At 59.6% G+C, this 25,131-nt stretch carries 26 protein-coding genes; 8 read left to right on the forward strand and 18 right to left on the reverse strand.

Going from position 1 to position 25,131, the window contains the following annotated elements; all coding sequences use genetic code 11:
• The 4 genes from CG471_RS30215 to traA all read right to left on the reverse strand — a co-directional run.
• On the reverse strand, positions 1-372 hold a 372-nt coding region (locus CG471_RS30215; RefSeq protein ID WP_143560211.1), incomplete at its 3' end, for a hypothetical protein.
• Entirely contained in the window at positions 338-1,432 is a 1,095-nt protein-coding gene (locus CG471_RS30220) for a hypothetical protein (protein ID WP_143560212.1), read from the reverse strand. The genes CG471_RS30220 and CG471_RS30215, both read right to left, overlap by 35 nt.
• 743 nt (positions 1,433-2,175) lie before the next feature.
• Positions 2,176-2,937, reverse strand: a complete 762-nt coding sequence (locus CG471_RS14950; RefSeq protein ID WP_010338149.1) for a DUF6118 family protein — start codon at positions 2,935-2,937, stop codon at positions 2,176-2,178.
• Positions 2,938-2,953: 16 nt separating this feature from the next.
• On the reverse strand, positions 2,954-6,001 hold the full coding sequence (traA, locus tag CG471_RS14955) for a Ti-type conjugative transfer relaxase TraA (protein WP_010338148.1): 3,048 nt from the start codon (positions 5,999-6,001) through the stop codon (positions 2,954-2,956).
• 173 nt (positions 6,002-6,174) lie between these two features.
• On the opposite strand from traA, the gene traD reads away from it, so the two are divergent.
• Genes traD through CG471_RS14975 form a run of 4 tightly spaced genes read left to right on the forward strand, consistent with a single transcriptional unit; the run spans position 6,175 to position 8,684 of the window.
• Entirely contained in the window at positions 6,175-6,480 is a 306-nt protein-coding gene (gene traD, locus CG471_RS14960; protein ID WP_010338147.1) for a conjugal transfer protein TraD, read from the forward strand.
• A 22-nt stretch (positions 6,481-6,502) separates the two neighbouring features.
• The gene (locus tag CG471_RS14965) at positions 6,503-6,772 is read left to right on the forward strand and encodes a conjugal transfer protein TraD (RefSeq protein WP_010338145.1); all 270 of its coding nucleotides are present in this window, start codon (positions 6,503-6,505) and stop codon (positions 6,770-6,772) included.
• A gap of 56 nt (positions 6,773-6,828) precedes the next feature.
• Complete coding sequence (locus tag CG471_RS14970) at positions 6,829-8,052, forward strand: aspartyl protease family protein (RefSeq protein WP_234780512.1); 1,224 nt, start codon at positions 6,829-6,831, stop codon at positions 8,050-8,052.
• Entirely contained in the window at positions 8,052-8,684 is a 633-nt protein-coding gene (locus tag CG471_RS14975; protein WP_010338143.1) for a hypothetical protein, read from the forward strand. The genes CG471_RS14970 and CG471_RS14975 overlap by 1 nt, the downstream gene beginning before the upstream one ends.
• On the opposite strand, the gene CG471_RS14980 is transcribed toward CG471_RS14975, so the two are convergent.
• From CG471_RS14980 to CG471_RS14995, 4 genes are read right to left on the reverse strand one after another with little or no spacing between them, the layout of a single operon-like run.
• Positions 8,676-9,209 carry an RNA polymerase sigma factor gene (locus tag CG471_RS14980; RefSeq protein WP_010338142.1) on the reverse strand — a complete coding sequence of 178 codons (534 nt, stop codon included), beginning with the start codon at positions 9,207-9,209 and terminating at the stop codon, positions 8,676-8,678. The genes CG471_RS14975 and CG471_RS14980 overlap by 9 nt on opposite strands.
• A complete protein-coding gene (locus CG471_RS14985; protein ID WP_010338141.1) occupies positions 9,206-9,784 on the reverse strand; it encodes an RNA polymerase sigma factor in 579 nt (192 codons plus the stop codon). The genes CG471_RS14980 and CG471_RS14985 overlap by 4 nt, the downstream gene beginning before the upstream one ends.
• Complete coding sequence (locus CG471_RS14990; protein ID WP_010338140.1) at positions 9,777-10,700, reverse strand: HEPN domain-containing protein; 924 nt, start codon at positions 10,698-10,700, stop codon at positions 9,777-9,779. Before CG471_RS14990 ends, CG471_RS14985 begins: the two co-directional genes overlap by 8 nt.
• Positions 10,697-11,341, reverse strand: coding sequence for a hypothetical protein (locus tag CG471_RS14995; protein WP_010338139.1), 645 nt, complete (start codon positions 11,339-11,341; stop codon positions 10,697-10,699). Before CG471_RS14995 ends, CG471_RS14990 begins: the two co-directional genes overlap by 4 nt.
• 136 nt (positions 11,342-11,477) lie before the next feature.
• On the opposite strand from CG471_RS14995, the gene CG471_RS15000 reads away from it, so the two are divergent.
• The gene (locus CG471_RS15000) at positions 11,478-11,684 is read left to right on the forward strand and encodes a hypothetical protein (protein ID WP_201038986.1); all 207 of its coding nucleotides are present in this window, start codon (positions 11,478-11,480) and stop codon (positions 11,682-11,684) included.
• A 257-nt stretch (positions 11,685-11,941) separates the two neighbouring features.
• Positions 11,942-12,301: a lysozyme inhibitor LprI family protein gene (locus CG471_RS15005; RefSeq protein WP_010338138.1), complete on the forward strand. Its 360-nt coding sequence runs from the start codon at positions 11,942-11,944 to the stop codon at positions 12,299-12,301.
• A 165-nt stretch (positions 12,302-12,466) separates the two neighbouring features.
• Here CG471_RS15005 and CG471_RS30225 read toward each other — a convergent pair whose 3' ends face one another.
• The 10 genes from CG471_RS30225 to CG471_RS15045 all read right to left on the reverse strand — a co-directional run bounded on the left by CG471_RS30225 (position 12,467) and on the right by CG471_RS15045 (position 24,218).
• On the reverse strand, positions 12,467-12,796 hold the full coding sequence (locus tag CG471_RS30225) for a hypothetical protein (RefSeq protein WP_138984467.1): 330 nt from the start codon (positions 12,794-12,796) through the stop codon (positions 12,467-12,469).
• A gap of 88 nt (positions 12,797-12,884) precedes the next feature.
• Positions 12,885-14,411, reverse strand: coding sequence for an IS66 family transposase (locus CG471_RS15010; protein ID WP_099232373.1), 1,527 nt, complete (start codon positions 14,409-14,411; stop codon positions 12,885-12,887).
• A gap of 154 nt (positions 14,412-14,565) precedes the next feature.
• The gene (gene tnpB, locus CG471_RS15015; protein WP_099232360.1) at positions 14,566-14,919 is read right to left on the reverse strand and encodes an IS66 family insertion sequence element accessory protein TnpB; all 354 of its coding nucleotides are present in this window, start codon (positions 14,917-14,919) and stop codon (positions 14,566-14,568) included.
• Positions 14,916-15,377: a transposase gene (locus CG471_RS15020; RefSeq protein WP_122129165.1), complete on the reverse strand. Its 462-nt coding sequence runs from the start codon at positions 15,375-15,377 to the stop codon at positions 14,916-14,918. The genes tnpB and CG471_RS15020 overlap by 4 nt, the downstream gene beginning before the upstream one ends.
• A gap of 551 nt (positions 15,378-15,928) precedes the next feature.
• Positions 15,929-17,830 (reverse strand): S9 family peptidase, encoded by a 1,902-nt coding sequence (locus tag CG471_RS15025; protein WP_218964264.1) that lies wholly within the window; start codon positions 17,828-17,830, stop codon positions 15,929-15,931.
• A 774-nt stretch (positions 17,831-18,604) separates the two neighbouring features.
• Positions 18,605-19,804, reverse strand: coding sequence for an MFS transporter (locus tag CG471_RS15030; RefSeq protein WP_010336345.1), 1,200 nt, complete (start codon positions 19,802-19,804; stop codon positions 18,605-18,607).
• Between the two features lie 118 nt (positions 19,805-19,922).
• Entirely contained in the window at positions 19,923-20,387 is a 465-nt protein-coding gene (locus CG471_RS15035; protein WP_080572796.1) for a hypothetical protein, read from the reverse strand.
• A 213-nt stretch (positions 20,388-20,600) separates the two neighbouring features.
• Positions 20,601-21,254, reverse strand: coding sequence for a hypothetical protein (locus CG471_RS30230; protein ID WP_125987613.1), 654 nt, complete (start codon positions 21,252-21,254; stop codon positions 20,601-20,603).
• A 235-nt stretch (positions 21,255-21,489) separates the two neighbouring features.
• The gene (locus tag CG471_RS15040; RefSeq protein ID WP_010336343.1) at positions 21,490-23,244 is read right to left on the reverse strand and encodes a ParB/RepB/Spo0J family partition protein; all 1,755 of its coding nucleotides are present in this window, start codon (positions 23,242-23,244) and stop codon (positions 21,490-21,492) included.
• 434 nt (positions 23,245-23,678) lie between these two features.
• Positions 23,679-24,218: an AAA family ATPase gene (locus CG471_RS15045; protein ID WP_063141364.1), complete on the reverse strand. Its 540-nt coding sequence runs from the start codon at positions 24,216-24,218 to the stop codon at positions 23,679-23,681.
• 452 nt (positions 24,219-24,670) lie between these two features.
• On the opposite strand from CG471_RS15045, the gene CG471_RS15050 reads away from it, so the two are divergent.
• Together CG471_RS15050 and CG471_RS15055 are read left to right on the forward strand one after the other, a co-directional pair.
• Positions 24,671-24,910, forward strand: a complete 240-nt coding sequence (locus tag CG471_RS15050) for an AlpA family transcriptional regulator (RefSeq protein WP_099232361.1) — start codon at positions 24,671-24,673, stop codon at positions 24,908-24,910.
• Entirely contained in the window at positions 24,897-25,109 is a 213-nt protein-coding gene (locus CG471_RS15055; protein ID WP_010336340.1) for a hypothetical protein, read from the forward strand. Before CG471_RS15050 ends, CG471_RS15055 begins: the two co-directional genes overlap by 14 nt.
• The last annotated feature ends 22 nt before the right edge of the window (positions 25,110-25,131 follow it).

The following is a 25,131-nucleotide window of genomic DNA, read 5'->3' on the forward strand; positions in this document are numbered from 1 at the left end:
GCGCGCTTCGGCCCCATCAATGAAATTAATTATATTCAATTTTTGGGCTGGCTTATCTGAGTTGTATATAGCCATGGAGTCTTTGTATCTTCCAACCATGGCATTGTTTTCAGCCTGGCGCATGGCAATATCAAAGCCTACACCTGAATCCTCTTTGGCAGCATAGTGCCGTAGGTCAATCCGATCGCGAAGATAGCAAAGTGAATCGTCTAAATCCCATTTAAATATGTTAAATGGTTCTTCGGTAAATCTAGAACTACATTTATTCAAATCTGAAGCTTCTCCAAACTCACACACCGCAATCATGGCGCCGATACCAAACGTACCGACACCAAATTTACTCAGGAACAACTGACGAATGTATGAATTCATGAATTTTCGGCTCCTCAGCCATAACTAAATTGGCAATCTTGTCAAATTCATGCAGATACACGTGAGGCTTGTTGTTATATACGAAATCATCCGACCTCGATATTAGGAACTTACAAAAGGCATCAAGGAGAGGCACGCTGGGGCAGTCATATTCAAGCCAAAGAAACTGGCCTGAAGGATTGATTTCGAGAAAGACCCACTCTTCGTTGGGGGTCACTATAAAATCAATGGAGCCCGTCACAAGGCTAAGCTCCTTCATCAGGCCTCTGATGCGGTCAGATACAAATTCCGGAGTGTTTATAGGGGTTACAATTCCTCTTGTGTATTCCGGACGTTTTCGCCAATCTAAAAGTGAATTTTTATCTTCTTGGGAATCAATTTTAAATGAAAATATTGTTTCCCCAAATATAACTGATCGAACTTCAAATTTTTTTTCAACATATCTCTGATATATTCCTGGACATGCTGCAATGCTATCTGCCAATTCGTCATTCCACTCAACGAGTTCTGTAAGAAACTCAGCATGAGATCCGTCGCTATGGACCCATGTTGCTGGTGTCGAAGTTTTAAATATAGTGCGCGGATTGTTTTTTATAAAAGACTTTATTTCCAATGGGTCATTGGATATGATTGTCTCTGGGATATCAAATCCCACTGCCCTAGCAATGATCAATTGGAATGCCTTCAGCGATCCAGAATGAAACTCGCCCGGTGGGTTAACGCAGAAGCAATCGTTATACCCGGAAATGGAGATAATTGATTTTTGGAGTATTCCCCACTCTTGTTCGGCAATTTTTCTATCAGATGGATGTAAGCTTCCCGGAAGATGGACGCCCGCTGGACGGCGCCACCAAATTGTATCAGATTCGCTGATCGGGAATGAAAGATTACTAGCTGTAATCGTAGATTTACCATCAAACCCAGGCCTTAGGGTGATTTTGTGATGATCAGCTAGGGCCGTGAAATATAATATCTGAGGATTGTATCCGATTGTTCTTAATCCCCACGCCACGGCTAAGGCGTGGGGATCATTTTTGAATGAAACTATGGTTATCTTCACTTAAGGAATCTTAACCGAGCTATCATCAAAACTTTCACGGCAACCTACAGTTGTGTAGTGATTGCAGGTTCCATCATGCTCATGTCCTCCACCTCCGGATACGAGCGAAATTTCTTCTGCTGTTAACTCCCGGGCAAGATGACGCGCGAGAATCCTTGTTTCTTTGCGTTCCACTGTTCACCTCCGGTATTAATGACATTTCGGCATGGTTGCTGAATGTCAGGGTCATACTCTCATATTTGGATGCATCGAAATCCAGTCGATCAAATTCAGATCGGCGTATAATTATACCGGCCTGCCTCATGTTTATGATATTTTTAAAATTTATTTTGATCCAATAGCCTATTCATTGGGACGATCTGCTCTGGATCTTAGAAAAAAGGCTTGAAATCATTTGATTTTTCTCTGGAATATACAGCAATGAGTTAATGATATTGTTTCTGTAATGTGTCTTACAGTTTCTGTCGCTGACTACCTCTACACTTATTTCGGAGGTCTGCTAAATTAGCAGGATCGCGCCCGCTGGTCTGCGACTGGCTTTTCAATGGATTTTCCCGGACTGAAAGCGCCACTGTCAACCTATCGAGTGAGGCTTACGAATTCGTTCTGGTTGTTGACGAAATTCAGCGAGATATTGAGGGTTTCAAGATGGCCGGTTGCGGCTGTGAAGGGTTGCAGATCGCAGCCTTCCCAAATATGCGTAAACCGCGGTTGGCTTCATTGGGTAACGCCAAGCAATACAGTCAAGATTGTGGTGTCTCGACCCTGACGGTGCAACGCACCATCTCCTTAGCCTTTGCCGCCACCTCCTCGCACGCGGCAATGGCGTCGCGGTTAGCCTGCCGCATTTCGGCAGCGTCAACAATAGCCTGCCACCCCTCCGGGTTCCCGACCCGCATCATGCGAATGCCCGCATCCCACAGCGTCGGTTCGCCCATCGTGCGACGCGCAACCCGCTCAGGCCAGTGCCAGTTTTGCGGGCCGAGGCTGGCCGCCCAGCCCGGATAGATCAGCCATAGGAGCGACACGGCGAGGATAGCTCCTCCGATGGCATAGAGAATATGCCATTGCTGTTGCTCCCTGGTGCGAACCGTGCCGACGCCCCTGTTCATGGCCGCGATGGCCTGGCGATGAAGCTCCCGCGCGTCTCTGATGGCTATCCTGTCGGCCTCGCGCGCCGCTTCCGCCGCTGCCATTATCCGCTCGGCCATGCTCTCCGGCGTCATTTTGAGCGCTTCGGACTCCTTGATCGCCTTCATCTGCTTGGCAAACTCCGCGATATTGCCGTTGATTCGGCCAAGCGTCGGATTGTAGTCGGGAACGTCGAGGCTCTGCTTCTCGACCGCGATATGCTCCAGGGCGCGCGTCATCATCGCCATGCGCCCTTCAAGCCGCTCCTCCATCTCCGCTACGCGCGCCACAAGGCGCGCGAAGGCTTCCGCCGCTGAACCTGCCTGCGGTTCGCGGCCAGGCTGGTTCGGCTTCATGTCGTCATTGTCGTCCATATCGTCTTCTCCTGGTCTAGCGTTCCATGCCGCGGCTAATGTCGCGGTCATGATCGAAAGGGATGGAGGCGGCGAGGTCGCGGCCGATACTGCGGCCCATGTCCTGACCGATCTCAAGGCCAAGCTCGCGGCTGCGCAGCCCCAGCACGGATTCAAGCTGGGCGTCGCGCTCAAGGCTCTTCGCCATGTCGGCCATGTGCTGCGCTGTGGTCTTCGCGCCCCGAAAATCGCCGTCGCGCATCAGCTCCCCATGGGCACGCTGCAATTGCTGCCAGCCCTCTATGAAGCGGTCGGCACGTTGGAACGGGTCGATGCGGATTTCCGCTTCCAGTTGCATCGCCCGCATGGCGGCCTGGCTGAGACCTTCCGCCGCCTCGCGGATCAGTTCAGGGCCGCCCCGAAACGCGCTGTCCAAATCGGTGGAACCTTGGGGCCGGATCGCGTCCAGGGCGTCCCGCGCCTTGTCCAGCGCCTCGCGCTGGTGGGGCATGGCGTCAATGCCCTGCGCGCGGGTCTGCCGGATTGCATCAACCGCTCTGGCGTAGCGCTCGACCGCGCCGCGCAGGCCGCTTGCCCGGAGCGGCTGCGGGTTGCGGTCGTGCTGCTGCTGGCGGGCCGGATCGGGCTGGGACACGAAACGGCCAAGGTCGAGGCCGTCGAACATGCCGCGCCGGGGTTCGGGCGCGGCCGATGGCTCGCGTTGCTGGCCGGACAGGGACAGGCGCAACCCGTCGAAGATTCCGCGGGCCTTCTCCGCGCCTGCGCGGGCCATTTCCGCGATGCGCTCGCCAACGCCGATGCCGCGCCGCTCCGCGAACTCTTGCGTCGGATCGCGCTGGGCCGGGTCGCGGCGGTCATAGTCGCCCGCCATGTCTTTGGTCCGCTCGCGGGACAGGATGCGGACAAGGCGGGACTCGTCCTTGAAGTCGTCGCGGCCGTAATGAACAGCCAAGCCGTCCCGATGGCGGGACATGCCGACATAAGCGCCGTGACGGTCCATGCCCGGTGTTGCCAGCATATGCGCCCGGTCAACCGTCATGCCCTGCGCCTTGTGGATCGTGGCCGCGTAACCATGATCCACATGGGCATAATCTTTCATGTCGAACGCGACGCTGCGCCCGTCATCGGTGCGGACGGTCATGCTCTGCTGGTTCACCTGTTCGACGGTGCCAAGCGTGCCGTTCTTGACTTCAAGGCTGCGCTCGTTCTTGAGGAACATCAGGCGGTCGCCGATGGCAAAGGCACGGTCGCCGCGCTCGGTTTTCATGCGCACATCGTCGCCAAGCTGCCCCGCCACGCGCATCCGGTCGCGGGCGGCTTCGTTCAACTCGCGCACCTCGTCATTGGTGTGCGTGAGGATGATCCGGGTTTGATCGGGCGCGGCAATGCGTTCGCTGTCCCAACGCTCGACAAGCTCGCCGCGCGCCTGCTCGCGCGTCTCGGCGGCATGGACCATGCCATGATCGGCATAGGCCCGGATCGCCTCGCCGGTCCTGCCGGTAGCAAGCTGACGGGTGGCGTCGCGCTGCCATTCCTCGTGCTGGCGGCGCACCTCTGTAATCTCGACGCCGCCATGCCGCTCGTTGATTGCCCGGAAGGCTGCGCCCGCCTCGATGGCCTGCAATTGCTGCGGGTCGCCTACCAGCACGATCTTTGCGCCGGCGTCGGCGGCATGGGACAAAACGCGCTCCATCTGGCGCGTGCCGACCATGCCCGCCTCGTCGATCACCAGCACGTCGCGGGCGGTGAGTAAGTCGCGGCCCTGCGACCAGCCATGTTCCATGCTGGCGATGGTGCGCGAGGCAATGCCGGAACCGTTTTCCAGCCCTTCGGCGGCGATGCCGGAAAGCGCCGCGCCCCGCACCTCGAACCCCGCGCGCTCCCACGCCTCCCGCGCAACGCCAAGCATCGCGCTCTTGCCGGTGCCTGCGTAGCCGACGACCACGCTCAACCCGCGTTCCCCTGTCACATGATCGAACGCCGCGCGCTGCTCGCCCGCCAACACCAACCCGCGCCCTTCCGCGCTGGCCAATACGGCAGTGCGGTCCTTCTCGTCCACGCGATGCCGCTCGCGCTCGGCCATCAACTCGCTGGCGCGCTGCAAACGCTGCTCGGTTTCGATCATTTCGCGGCTGGTGAACCGATCATCGCCGCGCCCATCCTTGCCCAAGGCGACAAGTTCCGGCGACGCGCGAACGGCGCTCATCGCCCGGTCATATTGCTCCTTGCCGTCGCTGTGCCGATGCACGAACATGGCGAGGTCGCGCGTCGTGAATGTCGCCTGCTGGTGCGTGATCGCGTCCAGCGCCACGCGCGGGTCGGCAATGATGCGTTCGCCGTTACGCTGCGCTGTCTCGCGGTGATCCTCGATCCGCTCGGATTCAAGCCCGCGCTCGCCCATGCGCTGTGCGGCGGGGCCGATCTTGTCTTGCGGCTCAAGCTCGATGCCCTGCGCTTCCAGCGAGCGGTGATCTATGCGGGCATCAATATCCAGTTCGGCGAGGCGCGCGTTGACGTGATCCGCCCACCGCTCGCGCCATTGTTCGACAAGCTCGGTCCTGTTCCAGTCGCGTTCCTTCGCGCCGAAACCATCTTTGCCCACCTCGCGCATGGTGAGCATGACATGGGCGTGAGGCTTGGGCTGGTCGTCCGCGCCAATGGCTCCCCTGAGCGAAGTCGAAGGGTCCCAATGCACATTCAGGTCGGCAATCATGCCGCGCGCGACGAACTCCTGACCGACGAAATCGCGGGCAAGCTCGATGCCCTGTTGCCGGTTCATCTCGCGTGGAATGGAAAACTCCACCTCGCGGGCAAGCTGCGCATCCTTGCGCTTCTCGGTCGCCTCGACCTCGTTCCAAAGTGTGGCGCGATCCGAGAAGCGTTCCGGCGCACCTTCGGGCAGCATGATTTCGCTATGCTCGACGCCGGACTTGGCGCGGAAATCATGGTCTCGGTCCAGCCGCTCGTCGTGCAGCCGCTCGCCTGCCCGATAGGCGGCGGCTGCAACGGCGCTGCGCCCGCTGGCGCGACCGATGACCTGAACCGAGAAGTGATAGATTGCCATAACGGCAATCCATCTACGCCACTAAGCGCACGTCGGCACGACGTATAAGCGCGCCCTCCTCGAATAAATTCCGAGCAGGGACTAGGCGGTGTCATCCCGTCTCAGCGACTCTACTGCGTCACCGCCTGCCTTCTTCTATCATAGGCGCATCATCACTCAATGGAGACTTTGCGATGCGCAAGCCCAAGGACTTCGATTCGGAACTGAAAGCCCTTGCCGACAAGACGAAGGCGATCAAGGAACGGCGCGTGCGCCAGCTTGGCGAACTGGTCACGGCAACCGGGGCCGATGCGCTCGACGCCGATCTATTGGCCGGGGCGCTACTCGGTGCCGTCGCCAGCAAGGATGCTGCCACAAAGGAGGGCTGGCGCAAGGCGGGCGCGGCCTTCTTTCAGGGCAAGACACGTCAGGCTGCGTCGCGATCTGACCAACGGCCGGAAGGCACTCTACCGCTCGACGGCGGCGCGGCACCGCGTTGAGGCCCGAAAGGCGAGAACTGACATGCGCGAATGGATGGTCGAGCGCAGGGCGCGCACGAAGCAATTGATCGAACTGGGCGGCCTTGTTGTGAAGGCTGGCCTCGTCGATCTCACCGACGATGATCGCACGACGCTTTACGGGGCGTTCATTGCGATAGCGAGGAAGCTGGAGTGCGAGGATCGCGATCAGGTGCTTGCCTTGTGGAAGCGTAGCGGCAAACGTGCGTTCGAGGCCGAAGCGGAGCAGCAGAACCATATCGCAAGTCGATCTCACGAAGACCGCCGCCAATAGGGCCAGTCTTTTGCTTCAGCAGGGTTGACTTGGGTCTCAGATCGAAATCTTCTCGCATGGCGCAATCGATCACTGGCGTACGCCCGATATTTCGCACGGAAGGGAACCGGACCGCCATGCAAAGGCGTGATGTTTTGAGCGGATTTGCGTTCACCCTGATCGCGGGGCTGGCAAGGCCCGTTCTCGCTCAGGAAGGGCGTGTGATCGTCAGCAAGATCGCTCTTCTGGATGGTCGCGTGGTGACGCCGGTGACGATTGCGGGCAACGGGCCGTATCTGTTTCTGCTGGACACAGGCGGGGCCGGTAGCCTGATCGATGCGAAGCTCGCTCGCGAGTTGAAGCTCCAATCGACGGGTTCGGTCAGGACGCGCGGCGTCGGTGGGCAAGCCGTGCTTGGCAGCTACACCGCACGGGACGTCATATTCGGCGGCGGAGCGCGCCAGCCCGTCGTGTCTCTTTCGGCCATAGACGGAGGTTTCGGTCCTCGTGTGCGCGGCTCTTTGGCCGCTGGCATTCTCACGACCGTCGATAGCGATCTCGATATCGAAGCAGGCGAATGGCGAGCCTATCCGGATGGTCGTCCCGAACGTGTTGGCTTTGTGAAACTGGAACGCGCAATTCGCAGCGACAGTATACTAGGCCGCAACGCTGCTTCGCCCCGCTTGTACGGCGATATACAAGTCAACGGCATGGTCCTCGATTGTCTGCTCGATACAGGCGCGCCAGGTGCCATCTCGATCAGCTACGACAATGCGCGCCGCCTGGGGTTATGGGATGATGCGCGGCCCTTCACCCCGCAGGCGACAAGCGGGATTGGTGGCAGTGGCGGGATCGGCAGAATCGTGCGGGCCGATAACGCCCTATTTGCCGGTCAGCGTTTCGATCGACCGCTGGTCCTGCTGCGAGGCCCCTCGGACGGCGCGCGGGGTCATGACGGCATCGTCGGTCTGTCGATGCTTCGCGGCTTCAACCTATCGACGGAAGTCAGGACACGTTCCCTTTGGTTGCAGCGCCATTCCGATGCCGCACCATTGCTGGAGCGTTATGGAATGTCGGGTCTATGGCTGGAAAACAAAGGGAATGAAATCCGTGTTGCGGTCGTCGGGACCGGCAGTCCTGCCTCGGCGGCCGGTATTCAGGTCGGGGATCGGATTGCCGGTCTCGATTTCCGGTCGGCGATCGCGAGTATAACGGGGCCTCCGGGTAAAAGCGTGGAGCTATCCGTCGCGAGCGGCGATCAGACGCGATCCGTTCGCTTCGCTTTGACCCCGTTTTTGTAATGTCCGTGCTGATCGATCCCGCCTTTCCGATGGTGCTGCGTAACGATGCCGTGCGCGTCCATCGCAACGCTGTGCGGCGGGATTTCGCGGTCAGCAAGGACACCTATGATCTTTACGCTCTGGCAGGCCTGACCAAAGGCGAGGAAAATCTCTGGGCGAAGTTCTCGACGCTCGGACAGGGCAAGGCCCGGTATGATCTGTTGCAGAAGCTGATTGCACGTCAGCCTGCTCTTCGGCTGGGATTGCTGCTGGACGATCTCGCCGAAGCCTTGCTCCTTGTCGGTGTCGCCGATCTGCGCACGTGCGACGGCGCACTTCTGGTGCTGGAATGGATAGACGATAACTTCGGCGCCCCGCTGCTCCCACCATCGGTTTTAAATGATTTCAGGCCGAAATTGCGGGCGCTTCGGCGACGGCGGTTCGGCTGGGTAGTGCCGCCGCAAAGCGGGGGCAAAGACCACGGGGCGGCAAGGGAAGGCGATGGCCCGATGGAGTATCCCCGTGTGTGGCTGTCAGAAGCGCAACTCGAACGTTATCGCGCCGATGCTGATTGGGCAGCAATTTTTGATGACGACGCGTCGCCCGGTAGGGCTGTCGTAAAGCGCAGCACCCGTCCGGGAAGTTCAGACTGAATGCTCTTGCCGGAACCTTTCGATATGGCGCCTGGCTCTTATCATGTGCCGTTGGACAATCCATAGCGGCGCATTCATTTGGGCCGCGATTTCAGTGTAGGTGAAGCCATCCAGCCGCGAGAGCAGAAAGATGCGGCGGGTGTCCGATGGAAGTTCGTCCAACGACGCTATGCACAACGCTAGTAACTCGCGATCTTCGAGGACTCTGTGCTGGTCGGCTTCCTTGCGCGCATTGCTTCCTTGATCGAGCGGAACCTGTAACCGGACGGATCGCTGCGGGGCGCTGTCCGCATGGTCGCGCACGAGGTTCCTTGCGATGACCTTGAGATAGGCTTCGGGGCTGTCGACCTCGCTGATGTTTCCCAGTCGGGCGAACCGCACAAAGCTCTCCTGCGCCAGTTCGGACGCCAGATCGAGATTGCGCGTCAATCCCCGCACATATCGCCAGATGGTACGGAAATGCGCCCGGTAAATTTGGTCCACGCGCCGGTCGGCGTCTGGCGGGTTTGCCGGTTGCGCGGTCATCGCGCTCTCCGCCTGACCACTTCCGCCAACCATTCCCCGAAGGTCATCGGACGCCATGCAAGATGCGCGCTGGCAAGCAACACCCGGCGCATCATGTCCCATCTGGACAGCCCCTTGCGCCGCGCGATCTCGTCGATGTCGCGATTATCGACCAGCGTCAGAAAGCCCGTCTCGAACGCTCTGTCAGGCAAGGCGTTCACGAGCGATCGCAGGACGGTCACGTCATCATCGGCGCTGTCGTCCCAGGGGATCGGCAGGATTATGCCGACATGGCGCAGCCGCCGCGCGCAATAGCGGCGATGCCGCTTGCGCAATCTTTGTTCCGCGCCGATGATAGGCTCGCGCTGTCGGGGGCTGTGCGGCCTTCCGTCAAGCGCCGCATCGATCGCCAGCAAGGCCTCGCTCAAACATGCTTGCACCGCCGTGATAGGGATCGTGAGCCGTCTGCCGATCTCGTTATAGCCAAGCTCGTCCACACGGTGCAGCAGGAACACGGTCCGCAACAGCGGTGGCAGACTGTCCACCGCTCGCCTATAGGCGGCGCGTGTTGTCGCATCGGCTTTCCGCTTACGCATGGCACATCTCCTCACTCGTGGGAGCGGGGCCGTTCAGCCCTGTGCTGCACTGTACAACTACCATCGCGTGCAGGATCGCGGTGCGTTCCATCGCCCATGCCAGTTCTTCACGGCTGATCCGGTAGCGGCGCCCATAGCGCACTTCGATATAGGCACGGCGGATGCAGCCGAAGGCGCGGCGCTCGAACGGCGTTTCACGCGGCCATGCCTCGCGCAATCGAATGTCCAGCGCTTCCGCGCTTTCGCGCAATTCGTCCAGCGCGTGGGTGCGCGGCCCATGCAGGGTCAGCGACCACAGCACACACTGATAGAGATGCTCGCACGCCTGATGCAGCAGCAGCGCGGCCATCGGCGCATTATCCTGCCGTTCGTAGAAAGCAGCGCCGGTCAGGAAGTCGCTGGCGCGCGTATGCCAATGGGCATATTCTTTCAGCCCGAGGGCGCAGCGATCCGGGCCGGACATGCTGCGTGGCGGTTGAAGGCGCAAACCCTCCGACTGATACAGCGCGATGCCCTGCGCGGCGATGCTGACGAAATGCGGGACGCCATCCGCAAGCGCGCCATTGAACCGCTCCAGACTTTCGACAGTGAGCCGCACCGGGTGGGTGATCTCGCCAAACTCCCATGCGCGCCCCAATCTGTCGCGCACCAGCCGCCAGTCTCGTTCGCTGCGCGCCAGCCGAGTATAGTTGACGATCGCCAGCAAGCGGAACGCTTCTCCCGGCGCGACCGCGCCCCAATCCGTCCCGGCATGGGAGCCGTGGAGGACCAGCGCGAGGACGCGGCCCGCTCGGAAATGTTCAGAGCATCGGCCCTTGGTCGTTTCCTCGAATGCCGCGAACAGGATCGTAGCGACGCGAAGAAGCTCCGTCCGGACCGGTGCGGGCAGATGTTCGCCGTCGGTGCGCAGCATCATGACCGCGCCTCGTTCGATCGGCGCTGACATCCCCTCGGGCGCGGGTGGCCGGTCACGTCATGCACGCGGTCCAGCAAGGCGCGGACAAGCGGTGTGATCGTGGCGGGGACGAAGCCGCCCGTGCGGGGCCGGTCTTCCTCCCAATCATCATAGTGATAGCCCCACTTCCAATAGGGTGAGAGAACCGCCGCGAGCCGCGCCATGTCAGGGCAGTCATAGCCAAAGCCGCACGCATTGGCGTAGGCCAGCGCCTTGGCGATATCCTGCTTTATGTGACGGGCGTTCCATTCATCGGCAAAGCCTACGTCAAGCAGATAGGCGCATAGCGCCTGCTGACAGACGAAACCCGCGAAATGCAGGGCCGGGTTGGAAAATCGGCTTTCGTGGAAAGGAACGATGTCTGTCAGCGACCAGCGCCGTTCCGCGTTGTGATAGCGGAAGCGGCTGATGCTTCGCCCCTCTTTGGTGCGCGAAATCGTCGCCGGTTCGTCGTCATAGCGTTGGTAAAGCGACGCCAGCGCATTCGCCCAGGGCGAGGTGATGGCCGATGCGGTGACAGGAGCTATCGCCAGCCCATGCAGCAGGGCGCGTCGCGATGTGCCGCTATTCGATTCGCTGGAACGATTTTCGAGCTTCGCCATTGCCACGCCTCCATCGGCTGTGCCCTTCAAACTGCCTCGCGCAGCCAAAGAACTATCCGATATCGCTTATACGGCCATTGGCAGCTATTTTTCAATAACCGATATCCCTTAATGAACTTGCGATTGAAAGGGCGTCATGGCCGGTTACGAGACTTCCATGGGAAGACCGCCGCTTGGAGTTAAAACGACTGTCGTTCGCCTGCCTGATGGCTTGGCGGAGCGAATTGACGATCTGATCGGCCCCAATCGGCGCGCCAAGTTCATACGCGAAATCGTGGAACGCGAAGTCGAGCGGCTGGAAGGTGAGCGTGAGGCAAAATTCGGCAAGCCATCTTCAACCTGACGGGAAACCCTCAAGGTGCGGTTGTCGGGCACATCGCCAATCCGGCGGTGATTTTCGGACACTTCCAGCGCTTACCGGCCTTCGCCGCACCGTGATTTACGAGACCACCGCAGAAATGCGCGCATTTTGACTGAAATCGATGTGATTTTCGACAGCGTGAAAAGCTGCCGGTCGCCCACCGACCAATGCCGGACGCTAAAATCCTCGACACGCCTATTGGAAAGCTGCCATCAGTTTGATGCACGTATGAGGAGCCAATGATGTCACTCGCAATGATTTTGGCTCTCCAAGTTTCTCTCTCCGGTTTGCCCGATGACTTGAAAGAGGGCTGCAACGACAAGGATGGCACAGTGGCGCTGTCCTCTTGCTATTCCGATCACGCCAGTCTCTGGGATAAAAGAATGCGCGCAGCATACCCGGTCGCATTCGAACATGCCCAAGGGGAACAACGTAATGCGCTGAAGAAGGCGCAGGCAGCTTGGGTTAAATACCGCGATGAAACATGCGAATTCTACAATCTTGAACAAGGCAGCATACACGTCATTTTGAGCGCGTATTGCCAACTCGACCTCACTCGCCGCCGTGCGTTGGAGTTAGAGGAATACGTCCTTCCCTAAAGTACTCGCACATGCCCAGCTATCGACGTTGGCATGCCATGGCCTATCCGCCCATCCAATCCATCAACCGATGCGGTGACAGACAAGCAGGCTTTTGCCGCCATGCCGCTCACCGTGTGATTTACCACAGGGCAGTCGCGCTCGCCGCATGGCCACTTATGACATTTATTTTCTACGAGAACATGCGTAATCAAAATATGGATAATCCATGCTGAAATCATCGTAAGGTGAGAACTGCGCGTCGTTATCGTATTCAGCTATTACTTTCTCATTCGTGCCCCATGAGACCCATCTGGCCATTTTTTTCTTACATTTAATTTCAGCAACGCCAAAATTTTGTTCAATGAATATATCGCTTTTGATGTAGGTGCGCTTCACGGTAATAGACGAGACATCCTTGATATGTCTTACCGCCAGGATGTCCCACGTGACCGCTGCTGTGCGCTCAGTGACAAATGTAGCCAATGCGCCGTTTGCGGTTTTGGAAGAAAGCACAAACGGACTTCTAAGCCTTTGGACCGGTTGAGCGTAAGCGGTAAAAATCCCCCACGTGGCCTTGAGAACGGGGCTGTAATTTGGACGATCAGGCGGCGCTTGCGATGCTGCTCAGTTCGAACGAGGTTTGCGCGGCGTTGGCATCGGTCCAGCAATAGGGCAACAGATCGTCGATCGGATCGGTATCCGCGCGGGTGATGATCCGGGTAAGGACATCGCAGAGATAGGCGTAGGGGTTGATGTCCAGCATCTTGCAGGTTTCGACCAGCGAGGAGATCGCCGCCCAGTTTTCTGCACCGAGCTGGTGGCCGGTGAAGAGTGCATTTTTTCTTTGGAGAGTCACCGGCCTGATAGCCCGTTCGGCGGTGTTATTATCGATCTCGATCCTGCCGTCGTCGAGGAACCGGGTGAAGCCCGCCCAGCGCTTGAGCGCATATTTCATCGCATCGCTCGTTGCCGATCCGGCCATCATGCGCGGTGCGGTGGCGGCGAACCAGGCATGGAGCTTGTCGACCAGCGGACGGGTCCGCTCCTGCCTGACAGCGAGGCGTTCTTCGGCCGTGCGCCCACGGATTTCCTTTTCGATGCCATAGATTTCGGCAATGCGCTGCAAGGCGTCCTGCGCGACCGGAGCATCGCTGCCTGCATCGACGAACCCGCGCCGCAGATGAGCCCAGCAGTAGGACTTGGTGACGCCGGTGTCGGCGCCATCGTCCTTGCCGAACTGGTCATAGGCCTGCCAGGCATCGACCTGCAGGATGCCTTGGTATGACCCAAGCAACTGCTTGGCCCACATCTTTCCGCGTCCTGGCATATATGTGTATAGCGCCAGAGGCGGATCGACGCCGCCATGAGCGCGATCGTCGCACACTATGACCCACATATAGCCGGTTTTCGTCTTGCCCGTTCCCGGCGCCAGCACCTTGACCGTGGTTTCGTCGACGAACAGACGGGCACGGGCAAGCGCATCGGCGCGCATCCTGTCGGTGATGGGCATCAGCGCAGCGATGCCACGACCAACCCAGTTCGCCATAGTGGCGCGGCTGATCTCGATGCCTTGCCGGGCGAAGATCTTCGATTGCCGATAGAGCGGCAGGTGATCGCAATATTTGTTGATCAGAACATCGGCGATCAGCGCTTCGGTCGGCAAGCCGCCCGGCACTACATGCGCCGGGGCCGACGCTTGGCGAACGCCGTCGCTGCAGCAGCGGCAGGCATAGCGGGGGCGGATCGTCACCATCACGCGATGCTGGGCCGGGATGATGTCGAGCCGTTCGGAACGGTCCTCGCCAATCTTGTGCAGCGTCCCGCCACAGGCGCATTCCAGGTTTTTGGGCTCGATCACCGTCTCGAAGCGCGGCAGATGGGCCGGCAGCGATGCGCGCTCGGCATCTGGAGCCCGCCGGCGACGCGGCCTGAGGCCGTAACGTCCGGCCTCCTCGGCCGCCTTGTCCTGCAAGCCATCGGCTTCACCAAGCGCGACGTTCTGGTCTTCCAGCGTCAAGGCCAGTTGATCGACCGGCAGCTTTTCCGAACGCTTGCCGAAGGTCGAGCGGTTGATCAGCTTGAGGATATGTTCGAGCCGTGCCGCGCGAGCGCGCTCGGCCAGCACCATCGCCTTGAGCTGCTCCACATTGTCGGGAAGCTCGTCATATCCAGCCTCCGGGCCGGTCTCGACAGGGGGTTCGGGATGCGCCACCACGCCCGCATTCTAGCCAGTTCCCCACGTCTGGGAACAGCCTTGCGTCAGGTAGAATCAGGCGTGCGATCTACTGCGCATGAAGTGGCTTTGGCACCCGCGGCACGTGCATGCGCGACCAGTCCAGCCCCTCGAACAGCGCGGAAGCCTGGGCCGCCGACAGCTTCATCACTCCGTCTCCCAGGCGGGGCCAGCGGAACTTCCCATCCTGCAGCCGCTTCGTCACCAGTACGAGCCCGGTGCCGTCCAACAGGAGGAGTTTTATTCTGTCCGCCCGGCGTGCCCGGAAGACAAAAAGCATGCCTGAGAATGGGTCGAGCCGCAGTTCCTGCTGCACCAGTGAGGCGAGGCCCGCCATACCCTTCCTGAAGTCCACAGGCTGCGTCGCGACAAGCACCTTCAACGGTCCGGGCGGAATGATCATGTGTTCACCTGCGCGGCCAGGAGCACCCGCTCGATATGGTCGGCATCCACGTCGGACGGGATGCGGATCGACAGCCCGCGGGTCTCGATAATAATCTCACCGCCACTCCTCGAACTCGCGGGCAACGATGACACTGCAGGCGCCGGTGGCCCAGAAGATGGCGACGGTACGGGAGGTGCCGGCGGGCTTTCAATCACCGCGGGAACAAAGCCCATCCCCTCGGCCCGTTCCCGGAAACGCCCTCGCCAGTTATAAAGCTGTTGCGGGAGCATGCCGTGACGCCGGGCTACCTCGGCCACATTCGCGCCCTGCTTGAAACTCTCCTCGATGATCCGCGCCTTCGCCGCAGGCGTCCATCCACGGTTGCCATTCGACAAGGGAATGACGTCAAGACGCTCGACCTTGCCTGCCCTCCCACCCCTTTCAGTTTCGAAACTGGTTTCGAAATCACCACTCATCACCACCTCGCAAATGCAAGGCTCAACACCTACCAAATCGCGAAATCATGAGAATGTGGGGGATTTTGACCGCTTACGGTTGAGCAGTAGCATTAGCGCCAATGACGGATGTTAGGATGGTGGTGAAGCAGATCAGCGTTTTAAACATGATTCTTGAGTAGCACTTTGGTCTTACTGGATCGCTAACCGGAGTCAGACTGACCTACCAATCCTTTCCTACGTCATCGTCATTACACCCATGCATGACAATCAGGCGTTTCCGTCAGCATCCGCTTTGAAGCATCGCGTATGGCTGAGTGATTAACCAGCTACGATCGATCCCGCTCGGTTCGCTTCCGATTAGGAGCATTGCCGCCCGCAGGTCGTCTGGCAAGGTTGGAAAAGCGGTCCCATTTAGCGCAGGCGCGGACCACGCCCCACGCCTCGATACTCTCGTCCGCGACGACAAGATGTCAACGGCGAACAGGATCGTAATGCATGCGTCTATGCGCGCTACGAGCGTCGAGCTGGCGGACGACAAAGCCGCCATCGACCACGGGCCGCATACTTTGTCAGTGCTGATCTTTCAAATAGCGATCAAACCAGGTGATTAGCTCATCGTAGAGATTGCGCACATTTGCTGGGGAGAGCGCAATGGAATGGTTCTCTCCGTGGTAGCGCAGCAGGCGCGCCGGCTTTCCTTGCTGATCAAGCAATGTGAACATCGCCTCGGCTTCGGCAACGCTTCCCCGTATGTCGAATGTGCCGTGCGCCATGAGCAGCGGGGTATGGATCGTTGAAGTGTACATGATGGGCGAATTGGCCGCGTAAATCCGTGGATCACGATAGGCCTGTTCTGGCATGCGCATGGCAGTCGTCACGATCGTGGGATTAACTCCCTTGTCCTGAGCAATGCCTGGCCAACCGTCGCCGCTGCGATCAAACGCTCCGTACGTCGTGTGCATGTCCGCGATCCCATCGATAGCGGCGGCTGCCGCGAAGCGGTCGGTTTGGGTGACAAGCGAGTAGGTGGCGTAGCCGCCGAAACTCTGCCCAAAGAGCCCGACACGTCGCGGGTCGCTCCCTTCCAGTTCGATGAGTTTGTCCACAGCTGGCAGCACCCCTTCTTTCATATGGAGGTAGGGGCCACCGGATAGCTCCTGTGCGCGCGGCATCGATGGGACGAGGACCGTATACCCTTTCGCCGCATAAAGTTGGAGGTTGTAGATCCCAGGCAAAAGGCGGTCGTCCCAATAGTCCTGCTTGCCCCGGATCATGGTGCCCGGATAAACCCATACCAAGACTGGGTGGCTTTGACCGTGACGATGTCCGGGCGGATGGATCACCAGGGCCTTCAGCGGTGCGCCGCCTTCACTGACATAATCAATCGTGGAAATTGTCCCCCAGTCGACTGAGGCCAGATGGTGGTTGACCCGGAAAAGCTCCAGCGTCCGACCGGTGCCGGCCGGTCTTCCTTGTAGCACCATCCCCCGATCAGTCAGTTCCCGCCATATTGAACCGTACCTGTCCTGAGCGAGAAGCTGTGCGCTTGAGGGCAATTCAAGACGCTTCGACTTGGTCGGGGGAGAGGCTGGACGCGGTTTGCTCCCTGCCGACAGATACCACCAAGTTTCGGTTCCCTCGCTGGCTGAAATCTGCCGTCCGCGTATGAGCAAGGAGCTGTTTTTGAGCCATCGGGCAGAGAGCTCGTGGTCAACCGGACCGGCGTCCCAAGCCCGATCGACAAAGTTTGGGGCGACGGAAGAGACTTTCCCGGAACTTGCATCGAGACGAAACACATGCACATCGCGGGTACTGCCGGACGCCCGCGCGCGCAAAAGCAACGCGGTACTGTCAGGAGACCAGTCCAGCAGGTCCAGTGGATAGCGTGCCTCTTCCGGCACCGTGACCCGGCGCGGCGGAGACTTGGCGGTGAGGTCGATGAGGATGAGTCGCTTATCCGATGCGGTTTCATCATTGTTAAGAGGTTTCGGCCCGACCTCCTGAGGCGGGATCACGTCAGCAGGGGCCAGGACAGCCGCTGTCTTGCGGTCCGGGGAAACTACTAGGGAGAGCATTCCACGAAAAGGAAAGGCCGGGACGCTAGCGAGAATCTGCCGTTCGCCACTCGCTACATCAATCAGGGAGATTTCCACCTGATACTGTTCTCGTGTCTTAGAGAGATTTTCCCTCCCGCTGTCAGCGACGTCGACGGTGCTTGTCATTCCATCCCGCAGCGTTTGGGCGATCTCACCGGCAAACTGCAGTGGGCGCGTGTTCTGGGTGAGTAGTGATGAATTCTGCCCGGCAGGCATCTGCAGGACGAGCAACCTGTGTTCGTCGAGCCAGAGAAATGGTGCGCGTTCGCCTGCCCCCTCCGAGGGTGTACATCCCAGCGACTGGCGCTTCGCGTCTGCTCCTCCACGCAAGTCCAGCGCATTAAGCGGAGAGCCGTAACGCGTCATGGTCATCATGGGCTGCTGCGAAATGCGCCGGATCCCGTCTGTAGCGCGGCTCCACATGTATAGGCGAACGGCATCCCCGCCATGTGGCTCGGCTCCTTCGGGGCGGGTCGATAGAAAGGCGATCCTTTTACTGTCCGGACTCCACTGCGCGCACCAGTTTCCGGCCGCTGCCGCATGCCCATCAGTGAGGTTCCGACGGTCAGATCCATCCCGCCGAACAAGCCAGACATCGGCGCGGGACGGATCAACTTCATAAAAGGTGCGACCGGCCACTTCCCCCTCTCCGGCTGGCCGTTGCACAACGACAGCAAGGTCCTCTCCATCGGGAGAGGGGGCGACCTGCTCCATAGCTACCGTGCGAAGGACATCGTCTATCGTCAGGGGGGCCGCATTTGCCGTTCCGGAGATCAAAGTGATGGCCGTAAAGGCCAGTGAGACGTAAAATGATCTGCGCATGCCCCAGCTTTGATCCCACTAGTGAATATGGCCTCTCAATAGAGGCGCCCATCTTCTCAAAGGCAAGATTTTCGGCTCGTTGCTGCCGACCCCGATGTCGGCAATGGGGCGTATCGGTGGAACGCCTCTACGCCACTATCGGCATCATTTCCCAGTCCCGAGCGGCCGTGGCGCAGCGCCTGCTGTATTGCCAACCCGATCTCTAGCCGGAGCCAATCGGCGCGATGCTCTTCGGGTACCGCGTTCGTCGCCCATTCGGCGTAGGTTCAGTGCCCGTCACTGATGGTAATAACATGCCGCTGCGCGAACCGCTGCGCGGAAAACAGGTCAGTCCCAGCGCGTCGATGCTTTGACGGGTGCTGCGCGCCATCGGCCATTGAACATCCGCCACCCGATTAGACCCGCGCCGACGCCTAATAGGCCGCCGACGAGGTAGGCCGTTGGCGCATTGTCCGGCACGAATAAGCCTCCGGCGATATACCCCCCGATTACGGAGGTTCGCGTCACCGCGCCGTAGATAGCGGCGACCTTTCCATGATCGGCGGGCGGGCATTCCGATTGGAGCAGGGTGCGGACCGCGACATTGTGAATGCTGTTCGCGCCGCCGCCCAGGATGAAGGCGACAGCCACGATCGCAAATCCGATCGGTGCAAGGCCGATCAACAGCATCGTCGCGCCCATGACAGCGGCCGTGCCGAACGCAGTTTGGCCGATCCTATGGCCCATGGCGCGCTGGGCCAGCGCAGCGCCGATCAGCATCCCGCCCGCCCATAGCGCTGTTAACACACCGAAGGCGGTTGGCCCGCTGCCCATTGTCACCATGACGAGGAACACGAATGCAACGTCAGCAATGGCGGTCGCGAACACTTCAAAGCTGAGTGCGCCTGTCACCACCATCAAGCGCCGATTGCGGAGCAGCGGCAGATAGTCCGCAAACAGGGTTTGCTCCTCCTGGTCGCCCCGGTGCGGTTTGCGCCGCAAGCCGCTCGCCAGCACGACGAGCGCAAGAAGGGCAAAACTGAGGGCATCGGCGAAAAGCGCGTTGCGCGATCCGATCCAGCCCACAAGCACGCCACCCGCGACAGGGCCAGCGAGCATTCCAAGACTGCGCGCCAATTCGAGAAGGGAATTGGCGCGCGCGAGCGTCGTTCCCAATCCGCTCGCCAACACTGGTATCAGCGCGAATGTCGCCGCGCTACTGGCCGTGAACAGGACGCTCAGCAGCACGGCACCTCCGAGCGTGAACATGGGGTAGTGGGCTATGAGCGCAATCACGCCCGCTTGCAGCGCCGATGCGATGGCCAAAATACGAGCCGCGTCCCGGCGGTCGATCAACTGGCCTACATAGGGCGCGGCGATAAGGCCGGGAAGCAACTCTGCGATCAGCAGCACTGGCACCGCGTAGGCGGGAGCGTTCTCGGCGGTACGGAACATCAGCGTCAGCAGCGTGATTTCGTCGCCGACGGTCGAAATAGTCAGCGCCGCCAGGACCAGCCATCCCCAGCCTCGCCGGAACTCAACGCCCACTCACTTGCCCTTCCACGCTGGCCCTCTCTTTGCGGATTATTCTGTGCAGACGAGATCGCAATTGACGATCAGGTGAAACCCGGCGCGATCCACGGGGTTTTCGTCAGGCAGGACCAAGCTACTCGACGACGAAAACGGTACGGAGGCTACAATCAGCGGGAGCTTGTTCTTCCTCGTAGAGTCGCACCCGATCAATCGCTTTCAACTGGGATACTGTGAACGGCCGTGACGATTCGAAATAAGCTGCGGCGTGTGAACCATTCCAGATCGCAATTCGGTAGCGGCGGTTTGTCTTACGCTGCCCGAACCGTGCGGGATTGTCTGCGGCGGCGGCCTTAATTATTCGACCGTCCGGACGACGGGCCCAACCGATACCGTAAACGTGCATTTCACCAAATGAACCTTCCCAGCGGAAGCTGCCTCCGTGTATACCTCCGTCCAGGGTTGTCACTTTCTCCCCGTGCAGAAGATCAATTATTGGCGAATAGCCACAGAACCTTGCAGGCCCTTCGATTTCGCTAGCTTTGGCGGGTTCAGGGGCTGCTGCGACAAGCGCAAGAAACCCGATAGACAACAACTTCATACCCGATCCCTTTGAGCTTATATTGCTGGCTTGAGCTACCATCGCCCTCCTCGAAAATAGGCGATAACCCCCGCCTGCCATGTCAACTCCGACTGATTGCAGCCTCGCAGCCTCTGCCCTCGTCTCAGCATCAAAATTACTTGGGCGGCCGGATCAAAGCCGCAATGCCTTCCGCTTCCCGTACATAGAAGGAGTATGGGTGGTGCCCCACTGTCACGACATCGATTTTTTCGGGATATAATATCTGGGTGGCGGCTCGTTCGCTCCCGAACTGGAATCGGTTCTATCAATAGGGCAGATCCGGGAAATCGCATCCTCGAGGCGCTGAGCAGTATCTTTGTCGAGTACCCACGCAGCCCGTTTCATTGAGGTATAAGGTGCATCCTTCACCGATACCTGGCTGCGACCAACTGCCGTTCCACGCCAAAGACCATCTGCATTCCGGGCGACGATGATGCTGTACTCTTGTGTAGCCAAATGGCCGCCTTTGCCGTGCAACATGACCATCGGTGGAACGTTAGGCATTGGTTCATCCATCGCCTGCCGCAACGCGCGATGTTCTTCGATATCAGATGTTGTCGGCTTTAGTTGATCCGTGGCTACGGGGACGCAAACTGGGATCGCGATCGTCGGATCAGCCACAGAAGCCGAAGCAAGGAAAAATAGTCCGATCATTTTTCCAGGATGTATTTTTATCAGGCCTCTGGCAACCTGGAAGGCCGCCGAATATCCCGGCTTCCCCGCTGCTCCTGATCGAAATCCCCGAAAATCATGCGATAGTGGCTGCCCATTTGCACCACGGCCCATTTCGCAGTTGCGGAATTGCTTTCGCAGGTGCAATATCGCGCACGCCGACTGGCTCGGCACCTCTCCTAACTAACTAAGGCCGGCATCCGCGTCGGCCTTTTTTGTTAGCCGAAATCTATTTCAGCTTCGGAATAATAAGATTCCGTCACGGTTGATAGCGGCGCGACAGTCATGCGAAAGCGTCCGGCTTTGCCGGACGCGCGATTTTTCAGCCGCTTGGCCGTGATTTGTTTCCGGGTTGGCCTTGTCCCGAAAGGACACCCGGAGGCGCGCTCGCCTCCGGGTCGCTGCACTGTCAGGCCGCCTGCGCCATGGGCGGCTGCATCTTCGCAGGAACAGTCTCCGGCGTATCGCGCAGCGCCGAAATCTTGCTCCATCGTTCAGCGCTACCGACGCCGCCGCGTTCGGTGTAGGCGGACGGCGGGAAGGTCATCCAGCGCGGCACCCAGCCCTCTTGCTTTTCGCGGCCATTCGTTCCGGCGAGGCAATCGCGAACAATCTGACGCTGTACCTTGGCGCTTTTTGCCGCATTGGCGCTGGCAACCGTGTCGCCTGCCACGTCTGCGATGATCCTGCCGATGACCTCCCTGTCGCGGATGCTGTCGAGCAAGGCGTCGTCGGCCTGCCAGACTGCCGCCATATCCACCTTGAGCAGCGCGCCCAACAATTCGACCGTCGTGCTTCCCGCCGTCAGTGTCTCGCCCATGACGACAGCAAGGACGGACATGACCATTTCGTCGGGAAGGCCCATCAGATGGTTGAACAGCCCCGGCAAGCCATGATCGCCTGCATAGCCGCCCGTGACGGTGGGCGTCTCGGGATCGAAGCCGAGCAGGTCCAGAACCGCGCGGCGCTCGGCGTCGAAGATGGCTTCCGATGCGCTGGCTTCCACGCTCTCCGCGATGGCATCCGTATTGGCCCGCTGCTTCTCCACATCCACCCGCCACAGGGGCGAACCGACAATGGCATGGGCCAGCATCAGGCGAAGCGCCATCGCGGGCTGCGAAAGCAGGGACGCGCGCACGGCGGCATGCCGGTGAAGATCGATATAGTTCTGAGTAGGAGCGCTGACCTCCGGGCGCAGGGGCTTTGATAGGCTTTCTCCTGCCTCGCGCTTACCGGCTTCCTTCCCGGTGATGTAGCCCTCATGGAATGTCACTTCGCCGCGATGGCTGATCGCAATATAGACCCGTCCGCCTTTTTTCTTCTGGCAGCGCTCATGCTCCCATGTGTGGAAATATTCGCCGCGCTCCATTACGACGACCTCCGGCCAACCTGCCTCCCGGTAGGCAGCCGCACGTTCCTCGATCGCGACCATCTGCGCCGTCCAGAAATCGGCCCCACAGGCAAAATAGCTGTCCTCGCCGAACAGGTCGGAGACGATTTCGCCGGAATGGCGCTCAACATCGAACAGCGCGACCTTGGTGGAAATGGCCGCACCGCCCATGAGCCACGCCTTGAGGTTCTGGCCCAAGGGGGCTTGGTCGCTCTCGCTGTCAAGCAATGCCAGCCATTCACGCTGTTGCGCCTTGGTGGCAAGGGTCAGGTGCCGCACGGTGATGGCATCGATACGATCAGCCCGATAGAGATTGCGGATGCGCGGCATCAGATTGCCCAGCGCGAGGGTCCGCTTCACCTGTAGCGCAGTCAACCCGAAGGTCAGAGCGATGTCATCCACGCTGCGCCCCTCCCGAACAAGTCGGGTGAAACTTTCGTGGCGCGTCATTTCATCGGGGTCCAACCTCGCGATATTCTCGATCAGCGAGGCTTCCAGCGCCGCCGCGTCGTCACCTGCTTCCATAACTGCACAGGGCAGCGGATCGATGCTCCCGCTTTCCTCGGCAACTGCCAGTGCGGCATGATAGCGCCGTTTGCCTGCCACGATCTCGTAGGCGTCGGGCGAACCATTTTCCCGCACGATCAGCGGCACGAGCACACCCCGCGCGCGCACCGAAGGCAGAATGTTAGTGAGGTCTGGAGCCTTCTTTCCCCCGCGCATGTTGGCGGAAGACACCGAGAGGCGGGCGATATCGATATGCTTGAGTTCCATGTTCCTTCACTCCTCTTCGCATCATCCCGGCCCCGGAATGCGGGGTGGGCGGCAAGAGCGCACCGGCAGGCGCGGCGACAGAGGCGGACTGCACCCGTAAGGGCTGGAACGAAGAGGAAGACCCGGCGCAGCCGGGTTGCGGGCCGCCGCGACGCGCCTAGAGGGAAGTGACGATCACACCGCTTGCCGGAGCCGGTTTACGCCATCGCGCCCAGGCGCGATGTCTGCATGGGAGTGGCGCAGCCACTTCCCGCGTCAGCGATCGTTACGCCGGAAGGTGCCGAGACGGCGCATAGCGCTGGCTCGGTGGAGCGCAGCGGAATAGAGCGCGGCCAGCGCCCCGGTGCTGAGTCGCCCATAAATCATGCGAGCCAAGGAGTCCAATCCCCACGAATGGGAACAATGGATCGATAGAGGTTGCTTCAGGCAGTCGGTCATGCGTCGATCCGAGACCGGATGAAGGCTGCGCGCTTCTCGACGGATACAAGCGGCAAATGGACAAGCTGATAGCCTAGCGACGTGTAGGCATGCACCATGGCCTCGAATGTTGCCTTCGCTTCATCTTCGCTCTGCTGCCGTTCGGTATCCTGTTCGTAAATTGCAGGCCAGTGAGGGGCGATGAAGACGCGCTCGGCGTAGCGCAGAACTTCTGCGGCATGCATCAGAGCGACCGGAACGTCGAGGCCGCAAAGCTGAAGATAGCCCACGATATCGGGAAGGCCCCGGTCGAAAATCACCTGTCCCTGAAGGGAGCCAGCCTCCTTGTAGGCATGTAATTCCCGGGTAAACATCTTGGCAGCAAACGCAGCGCGATCGGCCCACGGCGAAGCGCTCCCGTCCTTGGCGACCTCATCTATGATGATCGCCCGCCCCGTCTCCGGCATGCAGTGAAAGCCTTGGGTGGACAGAAATTGGATCAGAGTGGTTTTGCCGGAACCTGGTCCGCCCGTGATGATGTGGAATCGTCCGGACATACGCCGTATCTCTCAGCCTCCTTCAGCTTCGCATTCATGAGTTTGACGCCGGCGAACCGGCGAGACAGCCGTGCCACCGCATTCGGCGTGATAGCCTCTTGCGCACGGCGCGCGATTCGCACAATCTTCTGTCTTGGCGGGCAGGCCATCGGGGAAAGGACCGATGGATATGCCGAATACATCATAGCTCAAATGGTCTGAGGCGGATCGGCGAGCGTAAAAAGCGTGGCAATCAGGCAACAATGCCTGAGAAAAACGCATGCGGAACCGAAGCGGGCAAATTCCCGCCAAGTCCCGCTATGACCGCCGATGTCCCTCTCCGTCCCTCCATAGCCCTATGATTGGCATCCGGCCTTTATAAAGGTCGAGCGCGCGCATCTTGTCTTGCGCGGAAACTGCGCCATTCTGGGCTTTAGGGGGCATCGCCAACGCATGATTTGAAAGCCTCCCCAATGTCGAATGCAGAACGTATTATCCGTCTCGATACCGTCCGTGCCCGCACCGGGCTTTCCCGCTCGACCATCTATCGCAAGATAGCCGACGGCACTTTTCCTGCCCAACTCAAGATCAGCGTCCATGGCGCGGGCTGGCATGAGACCGCCGTCGAGCGCTGGATCGCTAATCCCGCTGGCTACAGGGCCGACAACGACAACCCGTCCTCTCAGGGAAAGGCGGGCCATGGAAAAGGGTGACGATACTGCGGCTCCCAATCGCTTGCGCCCCGCCAACGACAACGAACCGGAATCCGACCTGTCCGGGATGAGTGTCGAAGCCGCGCTATCGCACATCGCGCAAGCCATCGGTCGGCATATCGCGCGCCAGCATATCGGGGCACGCAAAGCGGCCAATGACAATGATTCTGGACCACCACTACGGCCGCCGGAACCTTGACTTTTCGAAGGTTTTGGCTATT

The organism is Sphingobium sp. IP1, assembly GCF_002708645.1.
Classification (GTDB): Bacteria; Pseudomonadota; Alphaproteobacteria; order Sphingomonadales; family Sphingomonadaceae; genus Sphingobium; species Sphingobium yanoikuyae.